The sequence below is a fragment of the Rhizobium halophilum genome (assembly GCF_021648825.1).
Taxonomy (GTDB): domain Bacteria; phylum Pseudomonadota; class Alphaproteobacteria; order Rhizobiales; family Rhizobiaceae; genus Neorhizobium; species Neorhizobium halophilum.
In genome coordinates this window covers 185,661-201,023 of sequence record NZ_JAKJHS010000006.1, presented here as the reverse complement: position 1 = coordinate 201,023, position 15,363 = coordinate 185,661, and the positions used below count along the sequence as shown (strand labels likewise).

Below are 15,363 nucleotides of genomic sequence, written 5' to 3'. Positions count from 1 at the left end.
CCCGTCAGCGCCTCTGTTCCGTACGTTGAGAGCAACAAGGGGGACGGCCACAGGCCCTAGCGGGGATCTGGTGCATCCATGCTTTGTGGGCACCCCGATATGACCGGCCTGAGGGTTGAAACGTGCGGTAAATGCCGAGGATCTATTGGATCTTTCGGCTGTCGCGCCGGTTGGTGCGGTGCAGGAACGGGCGCCGGATGGCGGCGAACAGCGCGGATTACATGCACCAGGATGGTGGGGAAGACATGGTGGAGAAATTCAAGACGGGTTCGAAGCCAGAGGGTTTGAAAATCTTGAAAGTAAGCCTGATCGTGGGTGGAGTGATCTCGGGGGCGCTCCTCCTGTGGCAGCTTTCGAGCGTGCTTCTGCTCTTCTTCGCTGCGATCGTCGCCGCCGTGATCCTGCGCAGCGGTGCGAAGGTCATTGAGGATCACACGCCGATCGATGCCCCTTGGTCGCTGGTGATCTGCGTGCTCGCGCTCGCCCTGATCGTTGCCGGATTCTTATACCTGCTCGGCGCCCAGATCGTCAGCGAGGCCACCACTGTCGTTCAGCGCCTGCCGGAAATGATCAACAGCCTTGGCGAACGAATTGGGATACATAGCCTTTACGGACGACTTGAGGACCGTGCCGGGGAATTCGCCGGCGGGGGCAACCTGGTGGCGGAAGTCGCGGGGTATTCTTCGGCTCTTGTGGGCGTCCTGGCCAACGTGCTGCTTGTCATGGCCGCAGGCATCTATCTCGCGGCGCGGCCCAAGCAGTACAGCCGGGGCATCCTCAGGCTCGTTCCGCCGCGTGTGCGGGATCGCGCCTCCGTCACATTCGGCCACTCCGGCGAGGCCCTGCGGCTATGGCTGCTGGGCCAGCTTGTGTCGATGACGGTGGTTGGCGTCCTCGTCACCTTGGGGCTTTATGTCCTGGGAATGCCATCGGCGTTAGCCTTGGGGTTTCTGGCGGGTGTCTCCGAGTTCGTTCCGATCGTGGGCCCTATCCTGAGTGCCGTTCCCGCTTTGCTGATCGCGTTGTCGGAAGGTGGCAGCTCGGTCTTGTGGGTGCTCCTGCTCTACATTCTGGTTCAGCAGATTGAAGGCAACATCATCATGCCGCTCGTTCAACGACGGACGGTAGACCTTCCGCCGGTTCTGACGCTGTTCGCCCTGGTGGCTTTGGGTACCTTATTTGGTCCGCTTGGGGTCTTGCTCGGCACGCCGCTCACGGTGGTCCTTTATGTGGTTGTAAAAGATCTCTACCTTGGCGAGACGCTGCACGAAGACGTAAAACTGCCGGGGAAAGACTAAAACCTGGGCAGTGCGGCTGCAGAACCTCGAGCAGGCTTGGACTGAGGAACTATAGCTCCTGCTTGCCGTTGCGGGAAAGAAGCGGCGATCGTCGTCGCTTTGACAGGCCACGGGCAATAACGGTGTACTTCCTGGCCTGATCGGCGAACGCTTCTAAGGAGCGAGTATGACGGAGAACACGCGCGCACTTAGCGATGTGCTGGACCAGCTTGAAAGCTCGGCGCATGGCGACAGCATCACCATTCAGGAGGTGATCGAAAAGCTCGGGCACAAATCCTTTGCGTCGCTCATGCTGGTATTCTCGTTGATCTCCACATCGCCCGCGAGCGCCATTCCCGGCATCACGGCGACGGTGGCGGTGATTGTTTTCATTCTGGTCGTTCAGATGATCATCGGTCGTGATTGCGTGTGGCTGCCAGGCTTCATCACCCACCGTCGGATGTCCACGACCAAGCTCTGCAAGGGGATTGGATGGTTGCGCAAGCCTGTCGGCTTCGTGGAACGGTTTCTCAAGGCGCGGCTTACGTTCCTTTTCCATCGCCCATGGCTCTGGCTGCCGCTCTCCCTGATCCTTGCTCTGACCCTCTTCATGCCGTTCATGGAGATCATCCCAACGTCGGGCTCCATCGCTTCTGCGGTGATCGCACTCTTTGCGGCAGGCATGTTGACCCGTGACGGCGCGCTTGTCGTGCTTTCCCTCATCTTCCTGTCGGCGGTGCCGGTGGCAGTGTGGTACTTCGGCTTCAGCGGCTGATCATCCTCTTAAGTCACTGAACCTCTCTTGCAGCCTCAAGAGATCTCTGTGCTTCAGAGAGGTCGTCTGCCGACGCCTCCGGCGCGTCCTGTGCGGCTGCAGGGTCATGGCAAAGGGTGGCAGTCACGGCGCGGTGATCGGAACCGAAGTCGGGCAGGGTGTCAAAAGCCTTTAGCGTAAACTGCGGCTGGAACAGGATCTGGTCGAGTGGCCAGGACATCAGCAAACTGTTGGTGTCGTAGGTCGGGTAGAGCCCCCGGCCAATACGCGGATCAAGAAGGTTTCCGATCCGCATGGCGCGACGCGTAATACGCCCCAGGGAACTGCGTTGAAATCGCCCGCAACGATTGTGGGGATGCCCCAATTTTTGGCCATTAAGGCTGCCTGAAGTACGTGCGCATCCCGCATCGTGGTTGGCTGAGACCAGGCGAGGGGCGGTCGCGGATGAAGGCCCACAAACCCCAATACCTGCCCGTCCGGCAACTGGACGCGTGTGACGGCGTCGGAGTATCGGCATCGAAAAAGAAGCGAAACTCCGGTTCTATCAACTCCAGCTTCGAGAACAGGTGCATGCCAAAGAACGCATGGTCGTCCGGGATGCTCTGTAGATGATGCGGATATCGTCCGCCCAGTGTTGCGAGCCGCTGGTCCCACCAGGCATCGGTTTCCATGATCAGCAGCAAGTCCGGATCGGTTGCCGCGACCTGGTCGAGGAACACATCTGCGTCTTCGTTCCTTCGCTTCACATTCGCCACCATGCTCCGGAGTGCTTCTCCTTCGCGGCACTCCGCCCGCGACACTGCAGCAGGCGCCACCCGTTCGGAATAGGGGTAAAGCTTGTAGACGTGATAGGAGAGCGCAGCCACGGCAGCAACCAAGGCTAGTCAATCGAGCGAACGCTGACGTTTTATGCGGAGGCCAAGGTAAAGCAACAGCGCGATCGAAGCGGCGATGGCCAGTTGCACTCGCGGAAAATCAAGATAGCGGATCCACCAGATATTCGTTTCGATCAAGGGGAGAAGTGATGCCGTGGCCAGGGCGAGGAGAAGCACAAACACGACGATAGCTGCCAAGAAACGATAACTACTTCCGTCAGATGCCACTTCTCTTCTCCAACTCTGTTCGTCCAGCAGACCCAAGCCTTCATCCTGTAAATACGAGCGCACGGTTTGCCTGTTACTGCGCCTGCTGCCTACGTTCCCGTGAGCCATGTCTACAACAACACGCAACGGCGAGATCTGTTCGGCGAACGCCGTCCCTTAACCAGGAACAATCCTACGCCTGCATGGTTGACCTTGGTGCAACCAACCAGGGAGAAGACGATGAGATTTGTTCCTACGCTAATCGGATTATCCGTGGCCTATGCTGGGTCTGCTATGGCACAAGTTACGGTGCCTGAGACGGATGTCGTTTTTGTCGCACCTACCTACGGTCGAGGTCGACGGTTACCAGCCGTATGATTACGCAGCCGACACCACCTTGGAGGCGACGCTGGATGACGCAGACGTCTATTCCTCGATCACCGGCGAGGACATCGGCGAAGTCGATGACGTTCACACAGACGCCGCGACGAACCGAACTTATCTCGAACTCGAGATCGGGGGCTTCCTCGACATTGGGGACAAGGATGTCGCAGTCCCTATCGATCAGGTCTCGATCTATCGGGGCGCCGACGACGATTATCGCGTCTACATCGCCGCAACAGAAGAGCAGGTGAAGGCATATCCCGAATTCAACGACTGACACGGTCGACGACCCTGCCGAGCTTCGGCAATAATGTTGTGCCCGCCTGCCGAACGGAATCGGAGGTGGGCGCGACTTTAACAATCGGCGACAACTTCCGCGGCGGCCTCAGGCTGGGCTCCCCGCCGTATGCTAGCAGTAAGAGGTTTCGCCGGTCCGCCACGCAAGCCCGAGATGACGAAGGGCTCTCTCGACATCTCCGACGACCTCAGGTTTTCACGGTGCCTCCAACTGGCGTGAACAACGCCTGCGACATGGAGCGCGATCGCGACCAGCAGGATTTTGAAGCGAGACCTCAAGACGCGGCTGCTAGCCGCATCTTTGCTGATGTTGCGATAAGTAGCTTCGCTCCATTCCGGTGATGAAGAGAGCGTGATTGCAGGGGGTCCTTGAGACAGCCTTGAGGCGGCCGCTACAGCCTATTGCGACTGGAATAGGCGCGCGTCAACGGTGCAGCGGTTATTCCGTGCACCATTATCGAGCTGAAGACCACAGCGCTTGCGACGTACCAGACAATTGGCTCATGTACGTGCGACTGAGCAAAGTTGGCGTAATAAATGGCGGCTACTCCGACGGGACCGAACCAGCCCATGTAGCCGACGTCGAGTGCGTGGAGGGGGCCGCGCAGCATCGGAACAAGCGCGAGCAGCACGGGCGGACGGCGCAGCAAAAGAACCAGCATCGCCATAGCCAAAAGTGGCCATCCGAATGCCATCCACTGCGAGATCGGAAGCGCAATGCCGAAGATCACAAACATCGGAAGGGTGAACAGCTTCGCAACGGCCTCTTGAATGTTTTCCTCGTTGTGCTCATCCTGCCGATCAGAGAACATGTTGAAAACGAAGCCGGCGAGGAAGACAGAGATCAGCGCGTCTGCACCGACGAGTTCCGCCGCACCCAGGGTGACGAGCGAGAAGGCCACGGTGTAGCCGAGGAGCGATTGCTTCTCCACGAAGCCGTTGCCTTCCGCAAACGCTATCGCTTTGGCTGCGCAATAGCCGATCAGGCTGCCGATCACCACCGCCAGAACCACCCCGACCAAAAGCGACTGAAGAAACCAATCCTGCCAGGCCCCCATCGGCGGATGCTCAAGCATCAAGATCGGCAGCATGACGAAGACGTAGGCCAGCCCGTCATTCGCGCCCGATTCCAGAGAGATTGCGTCGCGCACCCGCAGCGGCAGATGCTCCTTGGCAAAGGGCCCGGTGACAATGGAGCTCGCCACCACCGGATCTGTCGGCGTGACAATAGCCCCCACCAGAAGTGCCATCCAGAGGGGCAGGTCGAGAAGCCATGCAGCAAGCGCTGAGGAGGCAAGCCACATCCCCAACATCCCCGCAGTCAGCAGCAGGCTTACGGGCCGCCACAGCGTCCGGAGGCTATTCTTGTGGATACGCAAGGCAACGCCCATAAGCCCGATAGCGAGCGTCAGTCTGGCTGCTTGCTCCAGTATCGGGGTCGTCTCTCCCCATTCATCGAGGTCAAGCCATCCGAGACCGAAGGGTCCAACGGCAGTGCCTACGAGGACCGCAATCATTGGCTCCTGTACCAGGCTTTTCTTGATCGGTATCGACAACAGGCCGACCAGGATGACAACGATGCCGATGGTCGTCAGCGCGATATTGAGCTGTTCCATAGGCTCCCTCCGTCGAGACAGCGAGTGACATCCCGTCAATCTCTGTTCCCGACATCCTCCCTTCGTTTCTGGTCACCCTCCTCCGCGCGCTTACTCGCGTTGGGAGGCGGCGACAGTTGATAAAGATAGGCTGCCATGTCCGCCGCCTGGGCAGGGGTGACGCCAAGATCCGGCATTGCTGTCAGCGGATCGACCGCTGGAGGATTTGTGATCCACTGCACCATGTTTTGCGGCGTGTTTCGCAGGACGCCGGCAATATAGCGGCGACTGCCGGCCTCACTCAGATCCGGCCCGACATGAACCTCCGCTCCAACAAGCCCCGGAATCTCGTGGCAGCTTCGGCAGGCGTGCAATCTCATCAACAGCCGACCGCGCTCCGCATCGCCCAAGGCGACATTGACTCTCGCAGGTATGTCCGTATCGCGCGGTAGCTGCGGAGAATTCGTGGCCCCCGCGACTAGCTCCTTGTACTCAACGGGGGAGAGCGATGGGAGTGCGGTCACAAATGCGGTCAAATCGAGCATCTGGGCGCGGCTGAGCCTGCCTTCCCAAGCGGGCATACCGCTCATTTTCAGCCCGTTGCGGATAAACCAGAAGATCTCCTTGGCTGACCGTTCTTGGGCGACGCCCGCCAGTGGTGGCGGAACCGGCATCATGCCAAGCGCGAATTCGCCTGGTGCCACGCCTGGCCCGCCGTGACACTGTCCACAGTTTGCCTGGTAGAGCACCGCCGTCTCTGCATCGGCGGATGGTGCAAAGTCCTCTGGCAATTCGACGTCATCGGCATCGAGCTCAATGATGGTGTCACGCACAAAGACAATCCCGGTGTAGAGCCAGCCGGGGTGCTGACGAATAGCGCTCAGCCGCCAGAACTCGCCAAAGCCAAACAGGCCGAGCCCGGCGATGGCCAGGGTAAGCCCCGCCACCAGCGCATATTGCCACAGCCGCTTCATGGTTCCGCCCTCAGGTAAGAGGCAAGCAGGCTCGCTTCATCGGAAGTCACGCCGAGATCAGGCATGGCGGAACGGGGATCAACCGTCTGCGGGTCCATGATGAACCGGGTCAGCGTCTCGTGCGTGTTGGGAAGGACCCCGGCGACGTAAACCTGCCGTTGATAATCTTGAAGCGGCGGTCCTGTCCGCCCGGTTGCGCCAGGGATGCTGGGAATGACGTGGCAGCTTCCACAGCCGTAGCCGTTGACCAAGGTGGTTACCGTCTGAGGCGCCTCCTGCGTACAGCTGCTGAGTACAAGGCCTGAAAACACGATGAGCCACTTCATTGGCGCCCCGCCTGATGCATCCGGGTTTCCACGTCGCGCAGAAGCCTCGCCATGGTGGCAACCCCCGCCCCGATCATGATCGCGCAGCAAGGGACCCACATGATCAGGCCCGCAAGCTGCTGATCTTCGAAGGCGGAGAGTCCCAAGGAACCTTCGGTATAGAAGGGATACCAGTGGATGCTCGACAACGTCATTAGGGCGGCAAGCGCACAGGACTGCACGGCGGTGGCGAAGATGACAACAAACATAGCCGCCCGCTCTTCGCCCCGCGACCCCTGTGTCACGACCGTCCAGAACAAGAGGGCGGCTCCTAGGAACGACAGGTGCTGCAATGCATGAACCGGCTCGTGCGCTACCGCTTGGCCGAACAAGGGGGGAGAGTGCCACAGCCACAGTACCAGAAAGTAGACCACCCAGGCCCCGAAAGGCGTGAAGAAGGCACGCCCAAGACGGCCCACAGCGCTTCCGCGCGCCCGCGCAAAGCGTAGGCGCGCGGATTTCGGCAGGGCCCAGATATAGATAATACCTGGGCTTCCCAGAGCTATCAGGGGCGCTGCTATCAACATCAACCCGAAGTGCTGCACCATGTGCGCCGACAGAAAACGCTCCGCGAAGCTGTCGAGCGGCGACACAAGAAACAACGCGGCAAGCAGCAGCCCGCTCGAAAACAGCGCGATCTTTACTGGCCCTGCCGCAACATGCGCGCCAGCGTGTGCCCGCATGCGAGCGAGCCCGAGCGCATAGAGACACGCCGCGACCACAATGGGGGTCATCGCGAAGGGCTCGAAGCTCCACGAAGCCATCTCTGGATGCGCGCCTGAATGGGCCGCAGCCGGCCTTGAAAGGCAGGTGAAAGCGAGGAAGAAGAAGAAAAACCGCAACATCACCATATCCCCATGCAGGTATCGATCCAGAAGGTCGGCACGTATTCAACGGTTATCCCGCCCAATGCGGCCGCACTCAGCATCAGCCCGACCAGCGCCATCATCCGCATCCGCGCAGCCGAACGCTCCGGTCGTATATGGCGAGAACGCCGCAATGCGTGCACGGCCGCCGCGATACCGGCTAAGCAGAGGCAAACCGCAAGCACCGTAAGAGCGTGGTAAGGCCAGCGGGTTCCGATGTTGCACAACCAACTCACCATTGCGTAGCCGACGCCTTGGTGAAGGGCCCACGCCGCAGGGGCCAGGCCCCAGCCGAACCAGGGCGTGAAGGCTTCGAAGCCTTCCTGGCGTGCAAGCTGCCGATCGCTCTGCTTCGTGTCCTGCACTGCACGATCTGCGTTTCGCGAGCGGTCCATCTTTGACACGGGTCCGGCTCCTTATAACAGGCGTGGTGCGATGTAGAGAACGAGGTAGATCGGCAGGAAGACGCCGGCGACGAAGTACCAGTAGACCGTGTCGACCACGACGCCGAGCTGTCGCTCCGGGGTGAAGTAGCCGCGCCATGCCAAAACGGCGACCACGGCTGTGCCGGAGACGGCCGAAACCACGTGAGTGTAGTGGAAGCCGGTTATCACCCAGAGGATCGAACCATAGGCGTGGTCGTTCCACGACGCGTCGAACTCCGCGATCTGGAACGAGCGCGCCACCAGCGCCAGCACTGCAAGCGTCACGCTGGCAGTGACTCCAATGCTAAGCTGCCGCTGATCACCTCGGTCCGAGCCCTTACCGGCCCACCACATGGTGAAACTGGAAAGCGGCAGGAGCACCAGCACTACCGTGGGCCAAAACAGATCCGGGGGTGCGACGCCTTCGGGCGGCCATGCCGGGTTCTGCGCCGCCAGATAGAAGTAGCTCGTCAATAGGGTCGCCACCACCGCAGCCTCGATCGCGACGGCGCCTAGAATACCCCACCACAATGGATGGGTATGTGGGGCAAACCGATCGATGTCACTGGCGTCGACCAAAACTCGGGCTTTCATAGCTTCACTTCTTTCGCCAAGGGTGTCGGGGCCAGAACCAGAACACCATGGTTGCAAAGACCGCAAAGAACCCGATGGGGAAGAACCAGGGGCTGAAGATCAGCCCAATGAACCCGAAGGAGGCCGCGACCGCGGAGACGAAGGGCCAGGGTGTCGGTCCCGGCAGCACCATGACCGACTGGGGCCGCGCATCCAGAAGCGTGGTCACCATCGTCTCCCGCCGATCCTCGCTCAGTCCTGCCACTACAGTGCGGCTCCCCGCCTCTCGCCAGTCCCACATGGGACGTCGGCTTTCGACCACCGGCTGCTGAATGAAGTTACAGTTGAGCGGCGGCGAAGCCGTCGCCCACTCAAGGGTCGAACCTCCCCAGGGGTTGTCCGGTGCCACTGCACCGTGGCGAAGGCTGCGCACCACGTTGAAAAGCGTCAGGGCAAATCCGAGTGCCAGAAGGAAGGCGCCGAACGTCGCCAACAGGTTCATATTTCCCCACCCCAAGCCGTCGACATAGGTGTAGACGCGACGCGGCATGCCCTGCAGCCCCAGGATATGCATTGGAAAGAAGGTGATGTTGAACCCTACGAAGACAGTCAGGCAGCTCCCGATGCCCAGACGCTCCGAGAGCATGCGCCCCGTCGCCTTCGGAAACCAGTAGTAGATCGCTCCCATCAGGGGAAAGACAGCGCCCCCCATCAGCACGTAGTGAAAGTGGGCGACCACGAAGTAACTGTCATGCACCTGCCGGTCGAAGGGCACGGAAGCGACCATGACGCCCGTCAGTCCGCCGGCAATGAAGACGCCGAAGAAGGCGAGCACCCACAGCATGGGCGTCGCGAAACGCACCTTCCCGCCCCATAGGGTCGCGATCCAGCAGTAAACTTGTACGCCGCTCGGAATAGCGATCATCGAGGACGCCGCCATGAAGAAGGAGCGGCCCATGAAAGGCAGGCCCGTGGTGTACATATGGTGCACCCACAGACCGAAGCTCACCATGCCGATGCCGGTAATCGCGAGCACGAGGGCCGTATAGCCGAAAAGCGGCCGGCCAGAAAAGGTGACCACGATCGAGGTGACGATCCCGAGTGCAGGCACCAGGATGATGTAGACCTCCGGGTGGCCGAAAAACCAGAACAGGTGCTGCCACAGGAGCGGCGAGCCGCCGTTCTCGACAATGAAGAACTGGGTATCGACCAACCGATCCATCATCAGGAAAGCACTCGCCACCATTACGGAAGGCATGGCGAAGAGGATCATGAAGGACATGACCAGCACCGCCCAAACGAAGATCGGCATGCGGTCAAGCGACATCCCCGGTGCTCTGAGCTTCATGATGGTCACGATCAACTCCACCGCCGCAGTCAGGGCGGAGAGTTCGATGAAGGTGATCATGGTGGTCCAGATGTCGACGCCGTAGCCTTCCGAGAAGGTCTTGTTGGCCAAGGGCACGTAGTTGAACCAACCCGCATCCGGCGCCATCCCCAAAGCCAGAGACAGGAAGAAGGCCGAGCCGCCGATCAGGTAGACGTAGTACCCGAAGGCGTTGAGCCGTGGGAAGGCCATGTCGCGCGCGCCAACCATCAACGGCGCCACATAGATAGCCACACCCTCCATGGCGGGGATGGCGAAGAGGAACATCATCGCCGTTCCGTGCACGGTCATGATCTGGTTGTAGGCCTCAGGCGACAACATCTCGTTGAGAGGCATGGCGAGTTGCAGCCGCATGGCCAGCCCCAGAAGACCGGAAAGAATAAAAAACACAAACGCGGTAACGATGAAGCGCAGCCCGATAGCCGAGTGGTTCACCTGGGTGAACCAGCCGACAAAGCCCGCCGGAGAGCGCCATGTCCGCTCAATCCGTTCAAAAGCCTCGCGCCCCACTGCCGCTTCATGACCGTAGCTTGACGGCTCCAGCGCGGGGTCATGACCACTCGTTTCTATCCCGACGGCCGTCAATGCAGTGCCTCCAGATAATCAAGCAGATCGTGCAGGTCCTGCGGTTCAGGAATGAAAGAAGGCATCAGCGCTCCTGGTTTGACCTCATGCGTGTCGGTGATCCAGCCCCCTAGATTGCCGCGGCTGTTGGGAAGCGTCGCTGCGGCAATGGTGCGGCGGGATGCAAGATGCGTCAGATCCGGTCCCTTCTGTCCATCCGCCGGCGTTCCGCGTATCGTGTGGCAGCCGCCGCATCCAAGGTCGAGAAAGACGTCGAGGCCGGGCGCCGGTGGCGCCAGCGCATCGCTCGCCTGCCGCTCCAGCCAGGCATTGAACTCGTCGCGCGGCTCGGCCACGACCATGAAGCCCATCAGGGTGTGCTGCTTGCCGCAGAACTCAGCGCATTGTCCCCGCCAGACGCCCTCAACTGCTGGCTCCGCAAAGAGCACATTGCGGCGCCCCGGAATGGCGTCCGTCTTGCCCTGTAGGTTCGGTGCCCAAAAACTGTGAATGACGTTGTCTGAGAGAAGCTCAAGACGCGCCCGCTCGCCTACCGGGAGATGCAGCTCGTTGGCTGTGACCGCAATCACCTCTCCCGCTTCGTCGAGGTAGCGTAGTTCCCACCACCACTGCTTGCCCACGACCTCGATCGTCAGTGCAGTGCCCGCTTCACGTGCCCCTTCGGTTTCGTCGCCGATGGCTACGCCCGAAACGCCGATGGCGATGATCGCAATAATGGGGGCGCACACGCCTCCCAAAATCACGAGCGTCGTTGAGGAGCGGAAGGAAAGCCGCTTGCGACCACGGAAAAGTCCGGCGCCCACGGCCAGAAGGCCGATCGTCACGATGTAGATGAAGACGGCGGAGGTGAACATCCACCAGGAGAGTTCGGCCACCAGCCGCGCGTCCCGGCTCGCGGGATCGAGCGCGCTCTGAATGCCCTGGCAGCCGGAGAGCAGGAACGCGAAAGGAGCAGACGAGAGCAGACGCAGGAGACGAAGACGCACTCGTTCCTGCGGGCTGCCAAACCCGCGCTTCGCTTTCCCCTCAGAACGCAAACCCCAGCTCCATAAACGGTCAGTATCTCCGGCCGCCGATCAAGCGGCAGCGTCTACAGACGCAACAAGCAAAAAAAGGGATCGTTCCAATGTAAACTTTACATGATCCGGCGGCATGTGCGGGAGGGAGAGGCCCATGTAAAGCGGTAACCGGAAACCGTCAAAGCTACTGAAGCGGAGCTACCAACCGAGATGGCTTCAAGTGAACTGGACCTGTCTGACAACATCCAGCACGAACGCCAGCTCCATCTAAGCTCGGCTCCATTGAAGCGCCTATAAGATCTGACAGCACGTATGCGGGCGCAAAAGCGGAAATGATCTCCGGAGGGGGCCGGCTACGGACGGTCCACCTGCGGGCCGTGAATCGACAATGTCCTTGCAGGGAGTTCGACCCGCACCCAAGCACAGCGGCCGGTTCCAATCGGTAAACGCCGGCGCCACCAGTAGACAGAACCGCATTTGAAGACATGCTGAATTGATGCCATGCTAAACCCTTTCTAAAGGATGAGCGGGACATGGCGGCCTCTTCGATACGGCAGTCTTGTAAGACAGCCCAATACGACAGTCCCGTACGACAATCTGCGAATCCTGACTCTCGGCTGAGCAAGAAGTGCCGGAAAACGTGGATTGCTTGCCTGGAAAGAGACCTTGGCTGGGGCGCCTGGATTCGAACCAGGGGATGGCGGTACCAAAAACCGCTGCCTTACCGCTTGGCTACGCCCCACCGTTGGTGGCTGACCGGAGAGCGAAGCGCTGCACCCGGTGAGTGGCGCTGATCTAGCAAAGCTTGGCTGCGGCGGCAATTGGTGACGTGACGGTTTTTTGAAGATTTCCGGTTCGGCATCATGCTAGTGCGGCGTGATGCGGCAAGAGTGTGCGCAGGACAGCGGGATCTGGCAATGGCGGACGATGAAGATGCAAGGGAGCCGCAGTTTGATCTCGACTTCCAGCCTGCCTACGGCCGAGCGGTACCCGTGGCGCGCGATGTTGTCCGCGTCACCGCCAACAATCCCTCACCCTTCACCTTCCATGGCACCAACAGCTACGTCGTTGGTCGCTCTTCTGTTGCCGTGATCGATCCCGGCCCGGAGGACGAGGCGCATCTCCAGGCCTTGCTGGCAGCGATACGCGGTCGCGACGTTAGCCATATTTTCGTGAGTCACACCCATCGCGACCACTCGCCGCTCGCGCGGCGACTGCAGGAAGAAACGGGCGCCATCACCGTCGCAGAAGGGCCGCACCGTCCTGCGCGGCCGCTGTTCTCCGGCGAAGTGAACGCCTTCGCAGAAAGCGCCGATACCGCCTTCGTTCCCGATCTAGCGATCGGCGACGGCGAGACGATCGAAGGCGACGAATGGACCGTAAGAGCCGTCGCCACCCCCGGACACACCGCCAACCATATGGCCTTTGCACTCGAAAAGACGGGCGTTCTCTTCTCCGCCGACCTTGTCATGGCCTGGGCGACAACTATCGTCGCTCCGCCAGACGGCTCCATGGCAGACTTCATGGCATCCATCGAGAAGCTTCTTTCGCGAGACGACCAGCTGATGCTGCCGGGTCACGGCGGGTCCGTGCTCCAGCCTCGCCCTTTCCTGCGCGGCCTGCGTACCCACCGTCGCATGCGTGAACGGGCAGTCCTGGAGCGCATCAGGGCCGGGGACCGGCTGATTCCGGATATGGTCCGGGCGATCTACACCCGAACCGACCCGCGGCTTCATGGAGCCGCCGCCCTATCGGTTCTCGCCCATCTGGAAGATCTCGTTGAAAGGGGACAGGTCCAGACCGAAGGATACCCAGCACTGACAGGCGTCTATTTTCCCGCCTGACCTCCCTGCCGTCAAAGCAGCAGATGGAACACTGGTCTTCCACTGTCCGTTGTCTGTGACGTAGCGCGACCGATGCGGTCGGGCCAGACATCAAGGACGCGAGGATCATCATGAAAACCATCACCCTTACGGCCGCCGCAGCGCTCATCGCAGCCAGCGCTCTCGCACAAGCCCCTATAAAGGCTCCGATCGTCGTGCTTCCCGAAGCAGTCGATGGTACGCTCCCCGGGTATCTCTTCGCCGGCAATCTGGACGACTACGATGTCTACGGCGCAGACGGAAACAAGATCGGGGAGATTGAGGATGTGCTCCTTAACCTGGACGGCACCGTGGCTGCAGTCGCCATCGAAGTAGGCGGCTTCCTCGGCATCGGCGAAAAGGACGTTCTGGTGGATTGGACTGCACTGGAGGTTACCCGTGATGGAGACGACATTCGGGTCACGACGCCGACACTGACACGTGAGGTGCTGGAAGGTGCGCAGTCGGTCGACCTGGACCAATTGGGCCTCGCTCGAGATTGAGCGTTACCAACGCCGTCCGGGTAGACGAGGCTCAGCTCCCCGCAATGCCCAGGAGCTCGGCGTCGAGGCGGTCAAGAAAATCTTCGGCGATCTCGGCACTGAGCCCGAGGTCATGGGCACCGTAGCGGGAGGCCACACGGACATCTACCGACGTGGTCTCCTCGTCCTCGCGCAACCGTATCACGATGTCGAACGGAAGCCCGAACAGGAGGGTGCGTGCCTCCCCCTGGATGAGCAGTTCTCCGGCCGGCGCCAGAACCTCCTCGTTTAGAACGGTTTCCTGTCGTGGCGGACGAGGGCCGGGCCGCGGCACGGGAACCGGAACCGCCTGCGGAAGCACCAAAGTCACTTCGGCATCAGCTGGCTCCTCGTCATCCTCGGGAAGAACCAGACCTTCGGCTTGACGTGCCTCAAGAGTGACGCGTGAAGAGAAGGCGGCTGCCTCCACGCCCTCAAGAACGCGGTCCAGAGCGCCCTCGTACCGGCGTCCGGTCAAACCGGGATAGGCGCGGGTTTGTGCCCGACGTTCGGCGAGTGTGACGGCATTGCGGCCCGACAGCCATTCCTGATCGTAGTCGGGGTCCACCAGGAAGGCAGGCGGCTCCTCCGTATCGGTGCTGACCTCATGCAGTGCCGGTCGCGTCATGTAAGGCACGGCGCCGGCGAAGACGACGGCGAGAGGAACCGCCGCATAAACAAGCGCCTTGGCGGATGCGAGACCACCTTCAGCGCCCTTTTGCCAGAGACGCACGAGCCCAACCATGGCAAGCGGCACGCTAGCCGCGGCGATCGCCGCCGCGAGCAGGATAAGTGCCAGAAAGTCCGGCGTCCGCAGTGGCCCGAAGCGATGGCCGAGAGTGGTAAGCACAAACAGCACGAGCGCCCCCGAAGCAATGCGGCGGGCGGCATAGGCCGAGTGGGAGATGGGCCGGACATAGCGGACGGTCATGGAATCACAGCGTCTGGGATTGGCCTATGCATGTCCGCTTGTGTAGAACAGGTAAGCCAATATGAAAATCAGAAATCAGGATTCACGGAGGCACGCCATGCGCCAATATCTTCTTTTTGCATTGCTGCCACTCGCGCTGACCGGCTGCCAGACCGTGACGCCGGAGGAGCGTCGCGCCGCGGACCAGCGCACCTGCCTCGGTTATGGCTTCAAGGCCGGCACAGATGCGATGGCCCGCTGCCTGCTTGATTTGGACCTGGAACGCCGGGCCGACGCGCGCAGCTGGCGGGACCAGTCCACTCCCGCCATGTGGGCGCCGATGTATGTCGAGCGTCGGATCATCATCAGGAAAGACGACTGATCACAGCACCTCGCGCCGGGACACAAAGGGCGTGGTTCTCATCGGCAGTATCGGAAGATACGTGCGGCGTCTTCGCCAGAAATC

General features: G+C 60.8%; 18 protein-coding genes and 1 tRNA gene. 6 read left to right on the top strand and 13 right to left on the bottom strand.

What is annotated here, in order from left to right; genetic code table 11:
• Positions 1-197 precede the first annotated feature (197 nt).
• Together LXM96_RS13620 and LXM96_RS13615 are read left to right on the top strand one after the other, a co-directional pair.
• Complete coding sequence (locus LXM96_RS13620; protein WP_239999099.1) at positions 198-1,298, top strand: AI-2E family transporter; 1,101 nt, start codon at positions 198-200, stop codon at positions 1,296-1,298.
• Positions 1,299-1,464: 166 nt separating this feature from the next.
• Positions 1,465-2,052, top strand: coding sequence for an exopolysaccharide biosynthesis protein (locus LXM96_RS13615; RefSeq protein ID WP_239999098.1), 588 nt, complete (start codon positions 1,465-1,467; stop codon positions 2,050-2,052).
• A 13-nt stretch (positions 2,053-2,065) separates the two neighbouring features.
• Here LXM96_RS13615 and LXM96_RS13610 read toward each other — a convergent pair whose 3' ends face one another.
• From LXM96_RS13610 to LXM96_RS13600, 3 genes are all read right to left on the bottom strand, one after another.
• Positions 2,066-2,347 (bottom strand): hypothetical protein, encoded by a 282-nt coding sequence (locus LXM96_RS13610; RefSeq protein WP_239999096.1) that lies wholly within the window; start codon positions 2,345-2,347, stop codon positions 2,066-2,068.
• A 79-nt stretch (positions 2,348-2,426) separates the two neighbouring features.
• On the bottom strand, positions 2,427-2,918 hold the full coding sequence (locus LXM96_RS13605; protein ID WP_239999095.1) for an endonuclease/exonuclease/phosphatase family protein: 492 nt from the start codon (positions 2,916-2,918) through the stop codon (positions 2,427-2,429).
• 18 nt (positions 2,919-2,936) lie between these two features.
• Entirely contained in the window at positions 2,937-3,191 is a 255-nt protein-coding gene (locus LXM96_RS13600) for a hypothetical protein (RefSeq protein WP_239999093.1), read from the bottom strand.
• Between the two features lie 274 nt (positions 3,192-3,465).
• Here LXM96_RS13600 and LXM96_RS13595 point away from each other — a divergent pair, with 274 nt between their 5' ends.
• On the top strand, positions 3,466-3,795 hold the full coding sequence (locus LXM96_RS13595; RefSeq protein ID WP_239999092.1) for a PRC-barrel domain-containing protein: 330 nt from the start codon (positions 3,466-3,468) through the stop codon (positions 3,793-3,795).
• Positions 3,796-4,207: 412 nt separating this feature from the next.
• Here LXM96_RS13595 and LXM96_RS13590 read toward each other — a convergent pair whose 3' ends face one another.
• The 9 genes from LXM96_RS13590 to LXM96_RS13550 all read right to left on the bottom strand — a co-directional run bounded on the left by LXM96_RS13590 (position 4,208) and on the right by LXM96_RS13550 (position 12,346).
• Complete coding sequence (locus LXM96_RS13590; protein WP_239999090.1) at positions 4,208-5,431, bottom strand: cation:proton antiporter domain-containing protein; 1,224 nt, start codon at positions 5,429-5,431, stop codon at positions 4,208-4,210.
• Positions 5,432-5,466: 35 nt separating this feature from the next.
• On the bottom strand, positions 5,467-6,384 hold the full coding sequence (locus LXM96_RS13585; RefSeq protein WP_239999089.1) for a c-type cytochrome: 918 nt from the start codon (positions 6,382-6,384) through the stop codon (positions 5,467-5,469).
• Positions 6,381-6,710 (bottom strand): c-type cytochrome, encoded by a 330-nt coding sequence (locus LXM96_RS13580; RefSeq protein ID WP_239999088.1) that lies wholly within the window; start codon positions 6,708-6,710, stop codon positions 6,381-6,383. The genes LXM96_RS13585 and LXM96_RS13580 overlap by 4 nt, the downstream gene beginning before the upstream one ends.
• The gene (locus LXM96_RS13575) at positions 6,707-7,594 is read right to left on the bottom strand and encodes a cytochrome c oxidase assembly protein (protein ID WP_239999087.1); all 888 of its coding nucleotides are present in this window, start codon (positions 7,592-7,594) and stop codon (positions 6,707-6,709) included. Before LXM96_RS13575 ends, LXM96_RS13580 begins: the two co-directional genes overlap by 4 nt.
• Positions 7,594-8,019: a hypothetical protein gene (locus LXM96_RS13570; RefSeq protein ID WP_239999085.1), complete on the bottom strand. Its 426-nt coding sequence runs from the start codon at positions 8,017-8,019 to the stop codon at positions 7,594-7,596. The genes LXM96_RS13575 and LXM96_RS13570 overlap by 1 nt, the downstream gene beginning before the upstream one ends.
• A gap of 12 nt (positions 8,020-8,031) precedes the next feature.
• On the bottom strand, positions 8,032-8,634 hold the full coding sequence (locus LXM96_RS13565) for a cytochrome c oxidase subunit 3 (RefSeq protein WP_239999084.1): 603 nt from the start codon (positions 8,632-8,634) through the stop codon (positions 8,032-8,034).
• 4 nt (positions 8,635-8,638) lie between these two features.
• Positions 8,639-10,585, bottom strand: coding sequence for a cytochrome c oxidase subunit I (gene ctaD, locus LXM96_RS13560; RefSeq protein ID WP_239999083.1), 1,947 nt, complete (start codon positions 10,583-10,585; stop codon positions 8,639-8,641).
• Positions 10,582-11,571 carry a cytochrome c oxidase subunit II gene (coxB, locus tag LXM96_RS13555; protein WP_239999082.1) on the bottom strand — a complete coding sequence of 330 codons (990 nt, stop codon included), beginning with the start codon at positions 11,569-11,571 and terminating at the stop codon, positions 10,582-10,584. The genes ctaD and coxB overlap by 4 nt, the downstream gene beginning before the upstream one ends.
• Positions 11,572-12,271: 700 nt before the next feature.
• A tRNA-Gln gene (locus tag LXM96_RS13550) sits at positions 12,272-12,346 on the bottom strand.
• A 175-nt stretch (positions 12,347-12,521) separates the two neighbouring features.
• On the opposite strand from LXM96_RS13550, the gene LXM96_RS13545 reads away from it, so the two are divergent.
• Complete coding sequence (locus tag LXM96_RS13545; protein WP_239999081.1) at positions 12,522-13,448, top strand: MBL fold metallo-hydrolase; 927 nt, start codon at positions 12,522-12,524, stop codon at positions 13,446-13,448.
• 110 nt (positions 13,449-13,558) lie between these two features.
• On the top strand, positions 13,559-13,969 hold the full coding sequence (locus tag LXM96_RS13540) for a PRC-barrel domain-containing protein (RefSeq protein ID WP_239999080.1): 411 nt from the start codon (positions 13,559-13,561) through the stop codon (positions 13,967-13,969).
• 31 nt (positions 13,970-14,000) lie between these two features.
• On the opposite strand, the gene LXM96_RS13535 is transcribed toward LXM96_RS13540, so the two are convergent.
• Positions 14,001-14,918, bottom strand: coding sequence for a DUF1499 domain-containing protein (locus LXM96_RS13535; RefSeq protein ID WP_239999079.1), 918 nt, complete (start codon positions 14,916-14,918; stop codon positions 14,001-14,003).
• A 97-nt stretch (positions 14,919-15,015) separates the two neighbouring features.
• Between LXM96_RS13535 and LXM96_RS13530 the strand changes: the two genes are divergently transcribed.
• Entirely contained in the window at positions 15,016-15,279 is a 264-nt protein-coding gene (locus LXM96_RS13530) for a hypothetical protein (RefSeq protein ID WP_239999078.1), read from the top strand.
• The last annotated feature ends 84 nt before the right edge of the window (positions 15,280-15,363 follow it).

Bases quoted from the DNA above. Each gene is read 5' to 3' on its own strand.
- LXM96_RS13620 (WP_239999099.1), top strand. From the start codon at position 198: ATGGCGGCGAACAGCGCGGATTACATGCACCAGGATGGTGGGGAAGAC.
- LXM96_RS13615 (WP_239999098.1), top strand. From the start codon at position 1,465: ATGACGGAGAACACGCGCGCACTTAGCGATGTGCTGGACCAGCTTGAA.
- LXM96_RS13610 (WP_239999096.1), bottom strand. From the start codon at position 2,347: ATGCGGATCGGAAACCTTCTTGATCCGCGTATTGGCCGGGGGCTCTAC.
- LXM96_RS13590 (WP_239999090.1), bottom strand. From the start codon at position 5,431: ATGGAACAGCTCAATATCGCGCTGACGACCATCGGCATCGTTGTCATC.
- LXM96_RS13585 (WP_239999089.1), bottom strand. From the start codon at position 6,384: ATGAAGCGGCTGTGGCAATATGCGCTGGTGGCGGGGCTTACCCTGGCC.
- LXM96_RS13580 (WP_239999088.1), bottom strand. From the start codon at position 6,710: ATGAAGTGGCTCATCGTGTTTTCAGGCCTTGTACTCAGCAGCTGTACG.
- LXM96_RS13575 (WP_239999087.1), bottom strand. From the start codon at position 7,594: ATGTTGCGGTTTTTCTTCTTCTTCCTCGCTTTCACCTGCCTTTCAAGG.
- LXM96_RS13565 (WP_239999084.1), bottom strand. From the start codon at position 8,634: ATGAAAGCCCGAGTTTTGGTCGACGCCAGTGACATCGATCGGTTTGCC.
- LXM96_RS13545 (WP_239999081.1), top strand. From the start codon at position 12,522: ATGGCGGACGATGAAGATGCAAGGGAGCCGCAGTTTGATCTCGACTTC.
- LXM96_RS13540 (WP_239999080.1), top strand. From the start codon at position 13,559: ATGAAAACCATCACCCTTACGGCCGCCGCAGCGCTCATCGCAGCCAGC.
- LXM96_RS13535 (WP_239999079.1), bottom strand. From the start codon at position 14,918: ATGACCGTCCGCTATGTCCGGCCCATCTCCCACTCGGCCTATGCCGCC.
- LXM96_RS13530 (WP_239999078.1), top strand. From the start codon at position 15,016: ATGCGCCAATATCTTCTTTTTGCATTGCTGCCACTCGCGCTGACCGGC.